Origin of the sequence: Tsuneonella aeria (assembly GCF_009827495.1) — a bacterium.
In the GTDB taxonomy this organism is placed as follows: Bacteria; Pseudomonadota; Alphaproteobacteria; order Sphingomonadales; family Sphingomonadaceae; genus Tsuneonella; species Tsuneonella aeria.
Map to the genome: position 1 here is coordinate 285,324 of NZ_WTZA01000002.1, position 18,096 is coordinate 303,419.

At 61.6% G+C, this 18,096-nt stretch carries 13 protein-coding genes; 10 read left to right on the forward strand and 3 right to left on the reverse strand.

Features of this window, described 5'->3' with window-relative positions:
- The first annotated feature begins 193 nt into the window (after positions 1–193).
- From GRI40_RS11915 to GRI40_RS11940, 6 genes are all read left to right on the forward strand, one after another.
- Positions 194–1,348: an ROK family transcriptional regulator gene (locus GRI40_RS11915; protein WP_160611779.1), complete on the forward strand. Its 1,155-nt coding sequence runs from the start codon at positions 194–196 to the stop codon at positions 1,346–1,348.
- A 416-nt stretch (positions 1,349–1,764) separates the two neighbouring features.
- Positions 1,765–2,130 (forward strand): hypothetical protein, encoded by a 366-nt coding sequence (locus GRI40_RS11920; protein ID WP_160611780.1) that lies wholly within the window; start codon positions 1,765–1,767, stop codon positions 2,128–2,130.
- 60 nt (positions 2,131–2,190) lie between these two features.
- Positions 2,191–2,520, forward strand: coding sequence for a hypothetical protein (locus tag GRI40_RS11925; protein ID WP_160611781.1), 330 nt, complete (start codon positions 2,191–2,193; stop codon positions 2,518–2,520).
- The gene (locus tag GRI40_RS11930) at positions 2,510–4,843 is read left to right on the forward strand and encodes a type IV secretion system DNA-binding domain-containing protein (protein ID WP_160611782.1); all 2,334 of its coding nucleotides are present in this window, start codon (positions 2,510–2,512) and stop codon (positions 4,841–4,843) included. Before GRI40_RS11925 ends, GRI40_RS11930 begins: the two co-directional genes overlap by 11 nt.
- Positions 4,844–4,887: 44 nt before the next feature.
- The gene (gene mobF, locus GRI40_RS11935) at positions 4,888–7,797 is read left to right on the forward strand and encodes a MobF family relaxase (RefSeq protein WP_160611783.1); all 2,910 of its coding nucleotides are present in this window, start codon (positions 4,888–4,890) and stop codon (positions 7,795–7,797) included.
- Between the two features lie 141 nt (positions 7,798–7,938).
- A complete protein-coding gene (locus tag GRI40_RS11940; protein WP_160611784.1) occupies positions 7,939–10,953 on the forward strand; it encodes a class I SAM-dependent DNA methyltransferase in 3,015 nt (1,004 codons plus the stop codon).
- Between the two features lie 391 nt (positions 10,954–11,344).
- On the opposite strand, the gene GRI40_RS11945 is transcribed toward GRI40_RS11940, so the two are convergent.
- Positions 11,345–12,250, reverse strand: coding sequence for an ImmA/IrrE family metallo-endopeptidase (locus GRI40_RS11945; RefSeq protein WP_160611785.1), 906 nt, complete (start codon positions 12,248–12,250; stop codon positions 11,345–11,347).
- Positions 12,247–12,573 carry a helix-turn-helix domain-containing protein gene (locus GRI40_RS11950; protein WP_202390337.1) on the reverse strand — a complete coding sequence of 109 codons (327 nt, stop codon included), beginning with the start codon at positions 12,571–12,573 and terminating at the stop codon, positions 12,247–12,249. The genes GRI40_RS11945 and GRI40_RS11950 overlap by 4 nt, the downstream gene beginning before the upstream one ends.
- 203 nt (positions 12,574–12,776) lie before the next feature.
- Between GRI40_RS11950 and GRI40_RS11955 the strand changes: the two genes are divergently transcribed.
- The 4 genes from GRI40_RS11955 to GRI40_RS11970 all read left to right on the forward strand — a co-directional run bounded on the left by GRI40_RS11955 (position 12,777) and on the right by GRI40_RS11970 (position 17,086).
- Positions 12,777–13,961: a nucleotidyltransferase domain-containing protein gene (locus GRI40_RS11955; protein WP_202390338.1), complete on the forward strand. Its 1,185-nt coding sequence runs from the start codon at positions 12,777–12,779 to the stop codon at positions 13,959–13,961.
- Positions 13,961–14,407: a type II CBASS E2 protein gene (locus GRI40_RS11960; protein ID WP_160611787.1), complete on the forward strand. Its 447-nt coding sequence runs from the start codon at positions 13,961–13,963 to the stop codon at positions 14,405–14,407. Before GRI40_RS11955 ends, GRI40_RS11960 begins: the two co-directional genes overlap by 1 nt.
- Complete coding sequence (locus GRI40_RS11965; protein WP_160611788.1) at positions 14,404–15,432, forward strand: CBASS cGAMP-activated phospholipase; 1,029 nt, start codon at positions 14,404–14,406, stop codon at positions 15,430–15,432. Before GRI40_RS11960 ends, GRI40_RS11965 begins: the two co-directional genes overlap by 4 nt.
- Positions 15,433–15,568: 136 nt before the next feature.
- Positions 15,569–17,086 (forward strand): phospholipase effector Tle1 domain-containing protein, encoded by a 1,518-nt coding sequence (locus tag GRI40_RS11970; RefSeq protein WP_160611789.1) that lies wholly within the window; start codon positions 15,569–15,571, stop codon positions 17,084–17,086.
- Positions 17,087–17,401: 315 nt separating this feature from the next.
- On the opposite strand, the gene GRI40_RS11975 is transcribed toward GRI40_RS11970, so the two are convergent.
- Positions 17,402–18,037: a S24 family peptidase gene (locus GRI40_RS11975; RefSeq protein ID WP_160611790.1), complete on the reverse strand. Its 636-nt coding sequence runs from the start codon at positions 18,035–18,037 to the stop codon at positions 17,402–17,404.
- Positions 18,038–18,096: the final 59 nt, after the last annotated feature.

Genomic DNA, 18,096 nt, shown 5'->3' on the forward strand with positions numbered 1-18,096 from the left:
AGATTTCCCCTGTCATCGAATCCGGCGAGCAGTGGGATCATGGCACCACGCCGATGGTGGTTTCTGGCCGCTGCTTTCTGCCCTGCGGCTGCGCTAGCAATGCTTGGTGACATTACTATTTCACTGTGAGTGAATTAATTGGCCGGCGACGGTGGGGCTTGCGCAACCCAGTTGCCTTCGTCACTTGTCGACCATGCAAGCCGTGCACTTTTCGCAGCCATCATCATCGCCGCCCGATGTTGCTAGGTTCGCCTTGTCTGCCAACGAGCGTAAGGTGCTCCAGATGGTGCGGTTGGGACAGGCTGCGACCAGAGCCGAAATCACCCAAGCCACCACGCTGACGGCCCAGTCGATCTCGCGCATCGTCGATTCGCTCGTCGCGCGCGGTCTGCTGACGTTGGGTGAGCGGGTTATTCAGGGACGCGGCCAGCCCAGCGTGCGGCTGGATCTTAACCGGGGCGCAGCCCATTCCATCGGCCTTTCAATCATGACCGACGCCGTATCGGGCGCCGTCATGAACCTTGCCGGCGAGGTGGTTGCCACCCGCTGGCAGCATCTTGTCGCCTTCGATCAGGCCTCGATCCTCGGCTTATGCCGAGCCCTGTATGACGAGCTGCTCGGTGCGGCAGGACTGGTGACCCGCGATCTTGCCGGTGTAGGAGTTGGGGTTACCGGCGCCTTTACCGGGACAAGGCGGCAGGTAAACCCGCCCGAACTGCTCGATGCGCTGGCGCTAGTCGATCTGGATCAATTGCTTGCCAACACGCTTGAACGCCCGGTGTGGGTCGACAATGACGGCAATGTTGCCGCCATGGGAGAGGCGCTGAATGGCGTGGGCCGCCGCCACACCACCTTTGCCTACCTGTTTTTCGCCATGGGTTTTGGAGGCGGTGTGGTGATCAACGGAACGCTGTATCCGGGCGTTTTCGGCAATGCCGGTGAATTTGCCGGGATCCTCCCGCCTGACCAGCAGGACACTCGCCCGACTCTGGAACTCCTGCGCGTGCTGATGGCGCGAAATGGCCGGCATCACCGGGACATCTATGACATGATCCGGCACTTCGACCCGGACGATCCTGCCATCGCGGAGTGGCTGAGTTTGGTCGTGCCCAAGCTGAGCGCCGTCGTGTCTGCCATTTCAGCCGTCCTGGATCCCGAGGTGATTGTGCTGGGCGGCAGGCTGCCGCGGCCGCTGGCTGACCAGTTGGTGCAGGCGATCGGATTCTACAGCGTGCCGCGGCGCGGCCTCATCAAACCGCTGCCAGCATTGTTGGTCACCGAGGTCGATGGCGATGCGGCAGCGATCGGCGCGGCCGCTGTCCCGCTAAAGGTCCGGTTTTTCGGATAGGGGCGGATTGAAATTTCCGATCTTGATAAACGGTCACTCTCGGGCTCTCGCTGACCGAATTCAGCCAAGCAACAACCGGCCAATTCTCTGCCATTCTGCGCTGCCGGTCCGGCCAACTCTGAATGTCGGCTTGTCACAGACCCTGCCGTTCGACAGGTCGATTGGTAATGGCAGCAAAGTCCCATATGCAGCCGTTCTGCGCCATTTGAACTAGGACCGATTTCAAGAAATTGCAGGTCGCAGCCGAGCGTCTGACATGGGATCGCTTGCTGAACGGCAGCAATCTTTCAGAAGAGGGGCTAAGCCGCCATCTGGGCACCGATCTGAACGCTGACGGCTCCCGCTAGTTTGCGGAAACCGCAGAACCAGCACATCGAGATGTGCTGCCTATTGTGGAACGAAGTCCGCCTTATACGATGGCCAAGTGCTACGAATTGGCGGGTTCAGCGTTGATAAGGGCTCAGGTCAAGCCTATCCTCCAAGCGCCGGATGGGCTGCACAATCCAAGTGAACCCAAGGCCTTTGCCATCGGAAATCAGGCGGGGAAGTGGTCGATCAACTCGGTCCAAATAGGGAACAACTGCGCGCACACCGTACGCAGCGGTGCTGCCAAATGTTTTCTCGTTTCTTCAATGGGATACATCTCGATTTCGCGAGATGCAGCAACTGATTTGCCGGTGATGCATGAAGCGGATTCGCAATTCGCGCGTAAATCAATCTGCCATAAGGCCTTGAACAGATGGGCGAACTTTCCGTTTTCCTACAGGCTGCCCGTGATTTAGTCTGATCCTCGCCTTCCGCAGGGTGAACCAGGTTCCTCATCGTTCAAGGAGCTTGGAAAAGTGCAACGTCATCAAAGTCTGCAGAGCTATGTTCCGCCGCTTATCGCGGATTGGATCAGGGACCAGGCGCGCCTCAAGCAGGTCAGCGTCAGCATCGTCGTGCGCGACCTGCTGGTCGCCGCCTGGACCCGCGACAACGATGCGCTTCTGCGCCCCACCGGGGTCGATCCCGAGCGGCAGAGGGTGTTCGCGACCGTCGCGCTCGACGCGCTGCTGGCCCACCATTCCGACGAGTCTCTGAGGGAGCGCACGCTGGCAGCCTATCACCGTAGGCTCGAGCGGCTCGGCCTCATTCCGGCTTCCGGCAAGGGAGGCGAGCATGAAGCATAATCTCGTCAACTTCACCCGCGGTAGCCAGCTGCTGGGCCACTTCGGCTTCATGTTTGCAGCGGGCCTCAAGGGACCGCTGCTCGTCACCGTGCTCGTCATACTCGGCCTTGGCTGGTGGGAGGTCCAATCCTCGCTCAGCGAGCAAGAGGTCTATCTTCTGTGGATGCATCTCTACGCCTCCGCCTACGGTTTCATGGAGTTCGATTCCGCCAAGCTCGTGCACCTCAAACTGGGCGACGGCGAGACCGCCGCCTTCCCCATGTCGGTCGTCACCCAGTACCCGCCGATGCGCGCCGCGGTCGCCGCATTCGGGGAGGCGCTGCGGAGTACGTTCTTGGTGGCAAGCCTGGTCCTCGTCCCGCTGTTCATCGCCTTCTGGTGGATTGCCGAACGCTTCGGCGAGCGCTCGAAACAGAAGAAGCATGTGCGCGGCTCTTCGCTCGCAACGCTGCCCGAACTGGAGCTCGAAATTACCCGGCACAACGCCCGCGAACGGGCGCGCGAATACGGCAGCGAAATGGGTTGGTCATGGCGTCTGGCCGGTCGCGCATCATTGCGCGAAGCGGGGCTCTATACCCCCGCACATCTCGGCGGCGTGAGCTGGCCGTGGCGGCGCGAGCAGAGCCACGCGATGCTGGTCGGGACCACCGGAACCGGCAAGACCGTCGCGCTCACCGATCTCGTAGCCGAAATCCGAGAGCGGGGCGAACGCGCGGTGATCTTCGACCTCACTGGGGCCTTCATCGAGACCTTTTACGAGGCGGATCGCGACGTCATTCTCAACCCGCTCGATGCCCGCTGCCCGAGCTGGAGCGTGTTCAACGACTGCACCTCGCGCGCCGAATTCCATTCCGCCGCGGAATCGCTCGTGCCCCACGACGGGGGCGGCTCGGAACAGTTCTGGGTGCTTGCCGCGCGCACCATGTTCGTCGAGACCTGCATCAAACTCGCCGCGGAAGGACGGGGCAGCAACCAGGCGCTCGCCGACGAGTTGATGAACGCCGACCTGTCCGATCTGCACAAGCTGCTCGAGGACACGATGGCGGGACCGATCACTACGCCGAGCGCAGCCAAGATGGCGGAATCGGTGCGGGCGGTGTTCAACGTCAACGCCAAGGCGATGCAAATGTTGCCCTCGGACGGAGAGCCGTTTTCGATCCGCAAGTGGGTCAGGGGGACATGCGGACCGGGCTCGCTGCTGTTCCTTTCGGCGCGCTATGTCGACATGAGCGTGCTCTCGCAGTTGCTCACGCTGTGGCTCGATACCGCGATCAACACGTTGATGACCGGGCGGCGCACGCGCGACCTCAAACTGTGGTTCCTGATCGACGAATTGGGGGCTCTGCACCGCCTGCCGTCGCTCGAAAAGGGCCTCCAGACCGCGCGCAACTTCGGCGGCGCAATCGTCACCGGCGTGCATGCCTTCGCCAAGCTCAAGGAGGTCTACGGCGAGAACATGGCGATGACCCTGTCCTCGCTCGCCAGAACCAAGCTGATTCTTGCCACGGCAGACCGTGAAACCGCGACCTGGTGCTCCGATGTCGTTGGGCACCGCGAGGTCCGCGAAATGGAAGAAGGCTACAGCTATGGCTACAACAACGCCCGCGACGCGGTCAGCCTGACACCCCGCCGACAGGTCGTTCCGCTGCTCCTTCCCGACGAGTTCATGGAGCTTGCCAGCCTGTCGGGCTTCATCAAGTTTCCGGATGGATTCCCGGCAGCGCCGGTCACGCTGATCCCGCGCGATTGGCCCCGTTTTGCCGAAGGGTTCATCGCGCGTGAGATGCCATCGCGAACCGGCGCAGCCCACCGCAGCGACAGCGATCGTTCTGATACTCGGGGCAATGCGGAGCATCGCGCAGGGAGCGACGACGAGGGCGGCGAACCGCGCCGTCTGGCGCGCAAGGATCGCCCATCAGTTGAACCGCAGAAGGCACCGTCGCGGAGCAATCGCGCGGCGCAGTCGGACACTCCGAAATCGGGAAGAGGCGGCAAGCAAGCCTCGGCCAAGGCGTCCTTGCCCTCCGATCCGGCAATTGACGTGCGGCTTGCATCAAGGTCTAGCTCCAGGCCGGAAACCGGTGCTCACGCGCAATCCGAATTGCCGCTGGGCGAAGCCAGGGAGAGCCCAAGAGAACCCGCCGGCCTGACGGACAAGCCGTCGCGCCCGGATGTCCCTGATCCGCAAACCTCACAGGATGCGGCACGCGATCGTAACTGCGCCGACCACCGGCAACAGGAGGATCAGCAGCGCGCGCTGCTCGGAGGCGCCGCGCGCGAACAGCAGGACCGCGACCTGGGCGATATCGGGCCCGATATCTGATCGCCTGGCGGGAGGCTTGAGGGGCCAAACGGGATCCGCCGCCAATGCTCTCTGTCGCCAATGTCCGCTCGCCGTCGGCCGCCGCGAGCTACTTCGCCGCTGACAATTACTACGCCAGAGCCGATGCCGACCGGTCGGGCCAGTGGATCGGCAAAGGCGCCGATCTGCTGGGCCTGAAGGGCCGCGTCGAGACCAAAGCCTTCGATGCGCTGTTGCGCGGCGAGCTACCCGACGGATCGAACGTCGGCAATCACGGCCAGTGGCATCGGCCCGGCACCGACCTCACCTTTTCGCTGCCCAAGAGCTGGTCGCTGCTGGCTCTCCTCGGCAAGGACGAGCGGATCGTCGAAGCCTACCGCGAAGCGGTCATCGAGACGCTCGCCTGGGCGGAAAAGAATGCTGCCGAAACCAGGCTAGTCGAGAAGGGGCAGGTGCGCACGGTCGCCACCGGCAACCTTGCCATCGGTCTGTTCCAGCACGACACCAACCGCAACCAGGAGCCCAATCTGCATTTTCATGCGGTCGTCGCCAATGTGACCCGCGGGCCCGACGGAGTGTGGCGCACGCTCAAGAACGACCGGCTGTGGTCGTTGAACACGCTCCTCAATTCGATTGCGATGGCGCGCTTTCGCACGAGCGTCGACAAGCTCGGCTACGAGGCCGGGCCGGCGCTCAAGCATGGCAATTTCGAGGCCCGCGGCATCAGTCGCGAGCAGCTGATGGCTTTCTCCACCCGGCGGCAGGAAGTGCTCGATGCGCGCCGCGGCTCGGGACTGGAGGCCGGGCGAATTGCCACCCTTGTCACCCGCTCGGCAAAGGAGGCAATCGAGGACCGCGGCGCGCTCACCGTTCGCTGGGACCAGGCGGCGAAGAAGATCGGTCTCGACCTCAAGCCGCTGGTCGAATCCGCGCATCTGCGGGCCGCGCAGCAGGAGCGGGAGACCGCGCGCCCGACGACGCTGGTCGAGCGCGGTATCGCCCGCCTGCGGGAATTTGCCGCGCGCATTTCGGGCGAAGAGCGCGACCCGCTGGTGCCGAGCCATGTCTTGAAGAAAGGTCCCGAAGCCATCGCGGCGGCGCAGGCGGTCGCCTCGGGCGTGCGCCATCTCTCACAGCGCGAGGCAGGGTTCGAGCGCGAGGCGCTTTACAAGGCCGCGCTCGACTTCGGGCTGGCCACGACGATCAGCCATGTGGAAGCTGCTGTCCGGTCGCTGGTCCGCGCCGGTCACCTTTTTGAAGGAAAGGGCGAGCACAGGGGCTGGGTCGCGAGCCGTGAGGCGGTCGAAGTGGAGACGCGAATTCTTGCCTGGGCGGCCGAAGGCAAAGGCGCGATCAAGCCCGGCATTGCCGGTGACGAAGCCGAAAGTCGCGTTCAGGCCTCGGCCGAGATCAATCACGGGTTTAAGCTCAACGAGGGGCAGCTTGGCGCCGCGCGGCTCATCCTGTCCTCGGCCGACCGCACGATCGCCGTCCAGGGCGTTGCGGGTGCCGGCAAGTCGAGCTTGCTGAAGCCAGTAGCCGAAGTGCTGCGCGAAGAAGGCCATCCGGTGATCGGCCTCGCGGTTCAAAACACGCTGGTGCAGATGCTTGAGGGCGACACCGGCATTCGTTCGCAGACGCTCGCTCGCTTCCTAACGGACTGGGGCAAGCTGATCGACGAGCTAGGTAGTGGCGCGCACCAAACCGAGGCGGAGGCGGCCCTTAAGAATCATGTTTTGGTCCTCGACGAAGCCTCGATGATTTCGAACGCCGACAAGGAGCGGCTGATCCGTATCGCCAACCTGGCCAACGTGCATCGCCTGGTCCTGATAGGTGACCGCAAGCAGCTCGGCGCGGTCGATGCCGGCAAACCGTTCGCGCTGCTTCAGCGGGGCGGCATCGCCAAGGCAGAAATGAACACCAATCTCCGCGGCCGCGATCCCGTTCTGCGGCAAGCGCAGGCGGCCGCGCAGGCGGGTTTCGTGCGATCGGCGCTGGACCACCTCAAAGGGCACACCATCGAAGCCAAAGGCGATGGAGCGATCGTCGCGGCGGAACGCTGGCTCTCGTTGCCGCCCTCTGAGCGCGAGTTCACCGCCATCTATGCCTCAGGCCGCAGGATTCGCTCTGCGGTCAACGAAGCAGTCCAACGCGGCCTGCAAGCGAACGGGGAAATCGGTCCGGAGAAGATCGCGCTCGAGGTGCTCGACCGCGTGAACTTCACCCGCGAGGAATTGCGTTACCTAGCTGCCTACCGGCCAGGCATGGTGCTTGAGGTCGCGAAGGCGGAGCGTGCCTTGGGGCTCAAGCCCGGCGAATATGCTGTCCGCGGCATCGATGAGGCGAAAGGTGTCGTTCGGCTACGTGACGATCGCGGCTGCCAACATGCGTTCCGGCCCGGCCGGATGCGAAAGACCGGCAAGGATGACAATCTGGCGCTGCTCGAGCGGCGCAAGCTCGAGGTTCACCGCGGCGACCGGATCCGCTGGACGCGCAACGACCACCGGCGCGGACTGTTCAATGCCGACCGCGCCAGAGTCGTTGCAATCGAGCGGGGTCAGGTGACGGTGGAGACATCCAAGGGCGAGCGGCTCCGGCTGAAAGAGGGGGACCCGATGCTGAAGCGGATCGATCTCGCCTACGCGCTCAACGCGCACATGGCGCAAGGGCTGACATCCGATCGGGGCATTGCCATCATGGACAGCCGCGAGCGCAATCTCTCGAACCAGCAGACGTTTTTGGTTACCGTCACACGTCTGCGCGATCATCTGACCCTGGTGATCGACAGCGCCGCGAAGCTGGAAGGCGCGGTCACACGCAACAAGGGCGAAAAGGCGTCGGCGTTGGAGGTCACGGAACGTTTGCGAGGTGCCGCGGCTATCGGATCGTCGAAGGGGCCTGACGCAAAGCAGGCGCGCGATTCCGAGCGTGAACTCTCACGAGGAAAGACCCGAGCAGTCGATATCGGGCTTTAGCCGTGCTGCCCTTTGCACATTCGCCAATACACCGACAAGCTTCGCTTGCATGCCAGAGCCGTGACTGGATCTCGTCCACTGATGAATGCCACAACGCCACACCCCTTTCATTAAGGCTCCTTCACGGGCAAAGCTGGGGGAATGGAACCTAGCGAATTCATTGCCAAATGGAGCGAAAGTACGCTTGGCGAGCGCCAAGCCGCGCAATCTCATTTCCTCGATCTGTGCCGGCTGCTTGGCGTTCAAGGCCCGTCGGAAGCCGATCCAACCGGAGAAACATACGCTTTCGAGAAAGGCGCTCAGAAAACTACTGGACGAAGTGGGTGGGCAGACGTCTGGAAGAAAAACTCGTTCGCTTGGGAATACAAGGGACCCGGTCGCGATCTCGAAGCTGCCTACGCGCAGCTTCAGCAGTATGCGCCGGCGCTTGGCAATCCGCCACTCCTGGTCGTGTCAGACACTCGCAAGATCGTAATCCGAACAAACTGGACCAATACGGTCACGGAAGTTCACACATTCGAACTCTCGGATCTCGCGCTGGCTGAGACGCGACAGAAGCTGACTTGGCTTTTCATTGATCCCGACCGCTTCCGACCGACCCTGACGCGCGAAGCAGTCACCGAGGAGGTTGCCGGGCAATTTGCCGATCTGGCGGAGGCATTGCGCCAGCAGGGACACGCACCTTTGATAGTGGCCCACTTCGTGAACCAGCTCGTGTTTTGCATGTTTGCAGAGGACGCCAAGCTGCTGCGCGACAATATGTTCACGCGCGTGCTCGAAACCGCGCTCGCTGGGCACGGCGAGTTTCACGAGCTTGCTTCCGATTTATTCTCGAAAATGCATAGCGGCGGCCGTCTCGGTCTTGAGCCGGTCCTCCATTTCAATGGGGGCCTATTCAGCGACGAAAACGCGACCGCGCTGCCACTTACACACGATCAAATCAGGCTATGTCTGAGCGCCGCCGGCCGCGATTGGAGTGCCATTGATCCGTCAATTCTCGGCACACTATTTGTCCGCGGCCTCGATCCGGACAAGCGCGAAGAACTGGGCGCGGAATATACGAGCCGCGACACGATCATGACGATTATTCGTCCGGTGCTAACCGAACCTTTGATGCTCGAGTGGCAGACGGTGCGAGACGAGATCACCGGCCGGATCGATCCCGCCTACCAGGCGCTGGCGGCAGAACTCGAGATAGCCGCGCAGTTTCCGGAGCTAGCGGAGGAAATACGCGAGGTCCGTGGCCGTCTGACGGCTAGCGCGCAGTTGCAACTGTTCGAGAACCTACCCAAGCTGCGCAAGCACCGGAAACTTGATCAGGTTCGGGGCAGCCTGCGTGCAGCCGATCGCGCTTACCGCGAAGCGCGCGAGTTTGGAGAGGAGCAATATAAGAACTTTCTTGAGCGGCTGCGAAGCATGCGTGTCCTAGATCCAGCCTGCGGGTCAGGAAACTTTCTGTATCTCGCGTTGAACGAACTCAAAACGCTTGAGTGGCAGATCATGATCGAAGGGGAAGCACTCGGGTTTCAGCGTGCGTTCCCGACAATCGGCCCGGAAGCAGTCTTAGGTATGGAGCTCAATCCCTACGCGGCGGAACTCGCAAGAATTTCCGTCTGGATCGGAGAGATCCAGTGGATGCTTCGCAATGGATTCGACATTAACCGCGCGCCGATCCTTCGGCCGCTGGAGACAATAGAGAACAAGAACGCGCTAATTAATGCTGACGGATCCGCCGCCCATTGGCCCGATGCCGAGATCATTATCGGCAACCCGCCGTATATGGGCGCCAAGCTCATGAACCGGCGCCTGGGCCGCGAAATGACTCGGGACATTCGACGTCTATATGAAGGGCGCTTGCCGGGCTTCACTGACCTGGTGTGCTTTTGGTTCGAAAACGCCCGAACGATGATCGCTGAGGGGAGGTCACAGCGGGCAGGTCTGGTGGCCACTAATTCAATCCGAAAAAACACTAACCTCAATGTCATGCATCGCATCGTCGAAACGACACGCATATTTGCGGCGTGGCCGGAGCAAAGGTGGGATATTGAGGGAGCGGCCGTTGATGTTTCGCTGATCTGTTTTGGAAATTACCCCACTGATGCCGTCATTCTTGATGACAGGCAGGTCGCTGAGATCCACGCCGACCTGACAGCCGGCATCAATCTCACTTTAGCAAGGCCACTTGCTCAAAACGTCGGAGTGGCGATGCTCGGCATCCAGAAGAGTGGTCCGTTCGATATCCATGGCGATCTCGCGCGAGAATGGATGGCGCAGCCGGTCAATCCTAACGGAGCGGCCAACGCGGCCGTGCTGAAGCCGTACTGGAACGGCGATGATGTGACAAAGCGGCCGCGAGATATGTGGTTCATCGACCTGCCGCTGGGTCTTAGCGAGGCCCAGGCCGCACAGTATGAGGCTCCGTTCCATCACTTGGCAACTACGCCCGACGAAAATGGCAAATCGGTGCGTGAAAACCGCCAAGATCTCGAGGAACGTGCGCACGAGCGATGGTGGGAACCTCACTGGCCGCGACAGGAGATGCGCCGGCAGATTGAGGCGCTCCGCCGGTATATTGTTACTCCTGAGACCGCCGAACACCGGGTATTCTCATGGCTTAGTTATCCCACGCTGCCCGACAAGAACCTTATCGTTATCGCGCGCGACGACGACTTGATGTTTGGAATTCTGCAAAGTCGCTTTCACGAGCTTTGGTCGCTCAGAAAAGGTTCTGATCTACAGGACCGGCCTCGCTACACCCACACCACTACCTTCGCGACCTTCCCCTTTCCCGACGGTATGACGCCGGACTTGCCACTCGAAATAGCTTTGGCTCGCCCTGAGGCCAGCGCAATCGCTGCAGCCGCTGGCGAGCTTGATCGGCTTCGGCAGAACTGGCTTTGGCCGGAAGGCTTGTGGACTGTCGTCGCAGAATCCGTTGGGGGGTTTCCGGGCCGCAGAGTTGCTATCGATGAACGATCCGCCGGCGAACTTCGACGCCGGACGATGACCAATCTCTACAACACTCGTCCTGAATGGCTAACGGCTGCACATGACGAGCTGAACCGCGCCGTGGCGCGGGCATACGGCTTAGCGAGCGAGCAGATAGAAGACGAGGCTTTGGCGATGCTGCTCGATCTTAACCTTGCCCGTAGGTAGCAGGTCATTTGCACATCTGACCGCGAACTCCAGCAGGTCGGCCGGTCGACGGCAACGCGCCCTAATCCGGGTTAATTGTGGTTCTATCGTTTTGTCCCAGGAGCTCAAGAGCAGACGAGATGCGGATGCCGATGAAATGGCGGTTTGTCGGACCTTCCAGACTGTCCGGAATCAGAGAACATTTCGCGGGAAGCGGACATTGAAAGTGCCGCCCGGCGTTAGGCAGCTCCCGACCAACATACGCCGTTCCGCAGCGGCGCAGCGAATTTCCGCATATGTCGCAACCGGCCATTTGCAAGTTTGACAGTGGCCGGGCAGAAAGGCGCCCCAAAGGCGGTCGTTCAGCACTCAACGCGATACTTTCGAAGGCCGCCATTCATTCGTCGACCGGTTAGCGCTCTCGAAAGCAGTGGAAAGTGTCTTTAACCGGTTGCTCTTCATGTTCCCAAGGACCGCGGCCTTCAAAATGGAGCAAAGTGAGTTCCTGGTCGTAGCGATCGGATCGCAAGCACATCTCTACCACTGGCTCAGGGAACCAGACGCCGGCACCCTGTGGTATTCCCGCCTTGGCCTCCTGACTAAAGTCCCGCGTTACCGCGGTAGCGAGCGTCGGTAGTTCGAAAACCTCGTTCTTTGTACGAATATAGCGGCCCGACCTAAGCGCCGCCTTGCTGGGCTTTGCCCAGTGCGCAAAGCCCTCGTTTGACACGACGAGCATCGCTCGGGTTTCGGTGTATTCAAGCCACCGCAGAATCGCTGCAGTGAGCGACACTCCGTAGCGCTTCGCCAATGCCCCCAGTTTCTCGAAATCCGGCTGCGCCTTTGCGGGCAATTGCACGCGAAAATCGTGAAAGGGCATGAGAAGCGCCGCGGCGAACGCGTCGGCTTCCTGCTCGATCCCCTGACCGCTGCGCTGAGTGACGGCTTCCTCGTCGCAGTAGATCGCCAAATCGTAGGCTGCGTCGGTCTCGATCATTTGTCGGTGAAGCACATAGTGGCCGAATTCATGCCCGATGGTGAAAGCACGCCGCCCATCGGACTGGCCACGGTTATAGATGATCGCCCATTGCCGGGGATGGGCCTCGCTGCAGACGAGCGCCCCGACGCAGCCGGGAATATCCCGCTCCACTACCTCGTGGATCCGGCCGTCCGGCGCGACGTTGGCGGAATATTCAAGGGCAAGAGCCTCGATATCGACGGGCGCGCGATCAAACCTGTCCGCACCCAGTACCGTATCGAGCATCAACGTGATGCGTCCGGCCTCCTTGAGGGGGCGAGGCCGGGCGGCATCAGTCATTCCGGCTTCTTCGTCCCGAGGATCTTAGCCATCTCGCGAAGCTGGCGTCGGGTCTCCGGCGGGAGGCCGCTATACGAGCGATAGAAGGCCTTGTCTTCCGCCTGCTCCAGTGTCTGCTCGTCACGGCCGAAGAGGTAATCGACGGTCACGTCCAGCGCCTTGGCGATCGCCGAAAGCTTCTCGGCCGAAGGCCTGGGGGGATTCTTGTTTTCCAGTTCCCAGATATAGCTTTTGGATGAATCGGTCGCTTGGGCGAGTTGCTCCAACGTCATTTTCTGAGCCGTCCGGCGCTCTTTGATCCGATCGCCGAATTTAATCTCCATACATATTCAACCCTTGCCGAAGTTCGGAGTAGGCGAACTCTAACGCCCTTGACACCGGCATGCAACAGGCAGATGGTTAAGTTCGGAGTAGCGATATTCAAGCTATCTAGAGGCTGAACTGAAGTGGGCCCAAGGAGAAAGAAGTGAACGCACCATTCTCACCTCAGGGCCGCAACCCGTTCGATGATCCGCTCGACCGGATCTTGGCGGAAATCGCGCTCAGCGCGCAGCTGCCCCCGTCGCTTCACCGAAACGCTGGGGGTCGCTACGCCGCAGTGCGTGCGCATCTGGAGGCCGATGCGGCATTCGAAGATCAGATCGAGCACTTTTATCCGCAGGGCTCGATGGCGATCGATGCCACGATTTCCAATCGGGGCACGGACGATGAATATGATCTCGACATTGTCTCGCAACTCGGCGGCCGGTTTCGCCAGATGGGCCCGCTCGCCATCCTTCTGGAGCTGGAGCGCGCGCTTAAGGACTATCCGGTCAGGAAGGTCGTCCGCCAGTCACGCTGTGTCACCCTGTATTATGCCGACCGCATGCATCTCGACATCACGCCGGGTTTGCGTGCCTACGGGACGCTCGACCGCGAGAGCTACATCACCCACGCCAAGGGGCCGATCGCTTCGACGGACGACCGCTTCGTCGACATGAACGGCTTTGGCTTTGCCGAATGGTACTGTGGTCGCACGCCGCTTGAGTACCGCATGGCGAAGGCGTTCCACGACCATTGGCTCAACCTCGAGGCCTCTAGCCTGCGCGCCGACGCGGAGGTGGATGAAGTGCCCGACCAATGCGAGTTCGTGGTGAAGAACACGGCGACGCTGGCGCTCCAGCTGGTGAAGCGCTTCCGCAACATTCGCTATGCCGACTATGACGGTCGGGTCCCGCCATCGGTGATGTTGTCCTACTATGCCGGCATGGCTGCCAAGCCCGACAGCACTCTGTCTGAAATGGTCATCCGCCTCGCCAACTGGATTATCGGCGATATTGAGCACGCGTCGCGCCACGGGCAGAAGCTCCACGTCGCAAATCCGATCTGCGAGGATGACGTGTTCACCGACCGCTGGCCCGAGACGATCCGCCAGCAGGACGAGTTCGCCGTATATCTGAATGAACTGGTCGCCGGCCTCGAGGCCGCGAAGCGCGGCAATCAGTCGGCCGATCAGCTGATGGACTGGTTGCGCAATCGGTTTGGAGATCGGGTCGTGACCAAGGCGGCGGACCGGATGGCGGACGAGATCGGCGCCGGCGTCCAGTCAGCCGACCAGCGCTATACGCGTAAAGGTGGGCTGTTGCTGCCGACGGCGGGAATCGTGGCGGCGACTGCCAGCCCAAGCGTTGTAAAGGCGCGACCACACTGCTTCTACGGCTATCGCTTCTGATGGTCGGTCGCGTCCTGACCATCGAGGAACAGGTCGCGGCACTGCGGCGCGCCTGGCCAGCTTTCTCAGTCCACGGGCTCAATCGCCAGATGCAATGCGCAACCTGGCGGGGCGATGTCCGGCCCCAGTTCGGCCGGTTTCGCATCGAAATCCGATATGCGCTGGGGGATGTACCCCATGTCAGGATCCTTTCACCGGCGTTGATCCGCCTGCCCGGCAATGTCGAAGGACAGCTTCCGCACGTCTATCCGCCGTCGGACGATCCCACGCTGTGCCTATTCGACCCTGCGACCGACCAGTGGAACGCGTCGATGGCACTCGCCGAGACCACCGTCCCTTGGTCGTATGACTGGATCGCCTGCTACGAACTTTGGCTGATGACGGGTCGCTGGACGGGTGGCGGCAGGCACGGCAGCGCGGTTCCCGTATTAGGTGCACCGGTATGACCTACGTCCCCGCGCGTCGGTCTGACGGAACGATCCAGCATGTCCGGATCAAGCAGCCCTGGCCAAAGGATCGGCTATTCCGGATTCTCTCGATCGACGGCGGTGGCATACGGGGCGTTTTCCCGGCCGCCTATCTCGCCGAGATGGAGCGGCGGTTTCTTGACGGTCGTTCGATCGTCACTTGCTTCGACATGGTGGCGGGCACCTCGACCGGGGGCATCATCGCCCTCGCGCTTGCCCACGGTATGAGCGCTCACGAAGCGCTGCAGATCTATGTTAATCGAGGGACCCGAATCTTTCCGGACCTGTCGGGCTGGCGAAAATGGCGGCGCCTGCTGCGCTGGATTTCTCGCCCCAAGCACGACCAGTCGGCCTTGCGCGACGAACTGCTGTCGATCTTTGGCGACAAGGTGCTCGATGATGCCACCACGCGCCTCGTCGTTCCGAGCTTCGAGGGCCGGCATGGCGAACCCTTCCTGTACAAGACCCCCCATCATCCCGACTACCAGAAGGACCGGCACCAGCGATTTGCGCATGTAGCGCTCCATACAAGTGCGGCGCCATCCTACTATCCTGCTGTCGACAACGACGGGTTTTTCATGTTCGATGGCGGCATCTGGGCCAACAACCCGGTCATGAACGCACTGGTCGACGTGCTGTCTTGCTACGACGTGCCCCGGGAGAATATTCGAATACTTAGCCTGGGCACCGGAGACTCGGAGTTCACCCTTGGTGAGGGCGTACGATCCGGCGGGGTCCGGCACTGGGCGTTCCTGCGGGCATTCGAAGCGGCTGCGCGGGCACAGTGCAAGAATGCGCTCGGTCAGGCCTATCTGTTGGTTGGCAAGAACAATGTGCTGCGGATCGATCCGCCGGAATCTTCAAATCCTATTGAAATGGATGATGTCCCGCGGGCACTCGCCGAGTTGCCAGCCATTGCGCGAAGCCTGTCGGAAGCGTCGGGACACAATGTCGCGACTATGTTCTTGGTCGATCCCGCAGACATGTTCGTGCGATGTCCGTAAGTTAGTAGCAAGTCTGGTTTTCAGTTCCCTTCCCAAATCAGGCATTCAGGAGCGTCCTAACAGTCGATCGCGGATAGAGTTAATCTACTTGCTCAATGATTATATAGTAGGAAAGTAAAGCAGGGGCGCAATGGGAATGACAAAAACCATCCTCATCTTCTCGGACGGCACCGGCCAGATCGGCGGGCTGCGTCCTGACCAGCGACTGTCCAACGTGTACAAGATGTATCGTGCGATGCGGCCGGGTCCGGATTCCCCGATCGACCCGCGCAAGCAGTTGCCCTTCTACGACGCCGGCCTTGGTGCTGGCGAGACCGGCGGGCTCACGTTCAAACGAGTCCGCAACGTGCTGGCGGCTGCGGTCGGCACCGGCATCGATGAGAACGTGATCGACTGCTACGCCGCAATCATTGCGCGCTACGAGCCGGGCGACCGCATCTGCATCTTTGGCTTCAGCCGCGGCGCCTACACCGCAAGATCGCTGGCCAACGTACTTAACTTGTGCGGCGTCCCGACCCACGACGCCGACGGCGGACCGGTGCCGCGGTACGGCCCAGAGTTGCGGACGATCGCCTCGGAGGCGGTGCGGAAGGTTTATAATCACGGGGCCGGCGCAAAACGCGACCGTTACGAGACCGAGCGCGAGATTCTTGCCGCGCGCTTCCGCGCCAAGTTCGCGTCGGAGGGGACGGGAAGCGAGGGCGAGGGCCAGGGGAATGTGCAACCGGACTTCGTCGGCGTGTTCGACACGGTGGCGGCACTTGGCAGCCGGACCGCGGCGGTGATCGCGCTGACTGGCATGCTGCTGCTGGTCGGGCTAACAATCCTGGTCGCGTCGCTCGCGCCTTGGTGGATGACTGCGATCACTGCGCTGCTTCCGCTGTCTGCACTCTACTGGTTCGCGACATCGTTCTGGTCGCAGGTAAAGACGTTCGCAGACGACACGGCGCTCAGCAAACCGTGGTGGCACTGGCGCCGTTGGGGCTACCAGCTTGGTCACGTTCACCTCGCTTGGTGGAGCGGAAAGCATTACGATCGATACGTTGACCGCGAGGTGCGTTTTCTGCGTCACGCGCTCTCGATCGACGAGGACCGCGCGCGTTTCCCACGGGTCGGGTGGGGCCGACCGTCGGACCTAGCCTGGCACAAGGAGCGCGGGCGGGAGGACTGGCTGGTGCAGACGTGGTTCGCCGGCAACCACTCTGACATCGGCGGAAGCTATCCGGAGGAGGAGTCCAGGCTGTCGGATATCGCGTTGCGCTGGATGGTGGAGGAGTTGAAGGCCGCCATGGGCGATACGGTGACCGTACTGGACGAACGGCTGGTTACGTCGCCGAACGCGCTCGGTCTCCAGCACAGCGAGCGGACCGGAATGCTGAATGCGCAGCCGGCCTGGCTGCGAAGTATCACCGGACGCCGCCTAGTGTGGACTCACGCCGACCGCGACATACACCCCGAGGCGCAGCTGCATCCGACCGTGCTGGAGCGGCTAGGCGCGCCCCACGTTCCGCAGATGGGGAAGGTGAAGCCGTACCGGCCGGAGAGCCTTCGGCACCACCGCGACGCGGAGGCAATCTACTCGCGGTCGGACGATGAAGCCTCGACGTTACAGACCGACTCAACAAGCGGCAGCTATCTAAATATCGCCCACTAAAGCTGCATTCGGCAACTGGCCTACTTTCTGCCGTTCTGCGATGCCGGTCGGGCAAACGCTGGACGTCGGCTACTGAACAGACCTGCCATTCGACACGCCGCCTAGGAACGGCAGGAATGTCCCAAAGAAAGTCGATCGCCTCAATGCGCCAGCGTGATGAACGAAGGACCGGTTTCAGGAAGCGGACTTAGATCTTCGAAGACCGGTATGTTCGCGGCTGCTGACATCGAGAAAGGTTCGACGGAACGCCTGCTTCACCCATTTCAGAACTCGAAACCGGCCAGAGCAGACCCGACCCACCCCCTGCCGCCCAGGTTAAAGCGCCCGTCCAAACCAGATCACTCGCCCGACCACGTGTACTTCCGAGCGGTTCATGTCTCTCCAGGTCGGATATGCGGGATTGTCGCTGGCAATCGTAATCTGCTTGCCTCCGGGCTTGATGGCGACGCGCTTCACCACAAGCGCATCGTCGGCGCGCAGGACGTAGATTCCGTCGCGCAGCCGCGAAGCGTGGTCGGACGCATCGACGAGGACTTCGTCGCCGTCGCTGAGCGTGGGTTCCATGGAGTCCCCCATCACTCGCACGATTGATAGGCTGGCGCTCTTCGCCGAAGTCAGACTTCGCAGCCAGCGCTCATCGAACCCGAAGCGCGTTTGCGCAGTCTCGCTGGCGGCCACAGCGCCGAAACCCGCGGACGCTTCAACATCGAGCACGGGGATTTCCACGAGGCCGTCCCACACGACGTTGGCCGGACCGCCGAAAACCTGCTCGTCGACGCCGAAGAAGCTCGCCAGGATCTTGCGGTCTTCATCGTCGAGCTTCCGGGGCGAGCCCCGCTTGATGAATTGCTGGATGTAGCTGGCATTGCGCCCCAGCAGCCTGGAGATCGCGGCATAGCCATATTTGTGCTTCTGGATCAGCCGGTCGAGTTCTTCCCTGACATTCTCCATGGTCGGTCCTTCATGCTTCTCGTCGGGTGTAGGATTCTTCCTAGACTCACGAGAGTCTT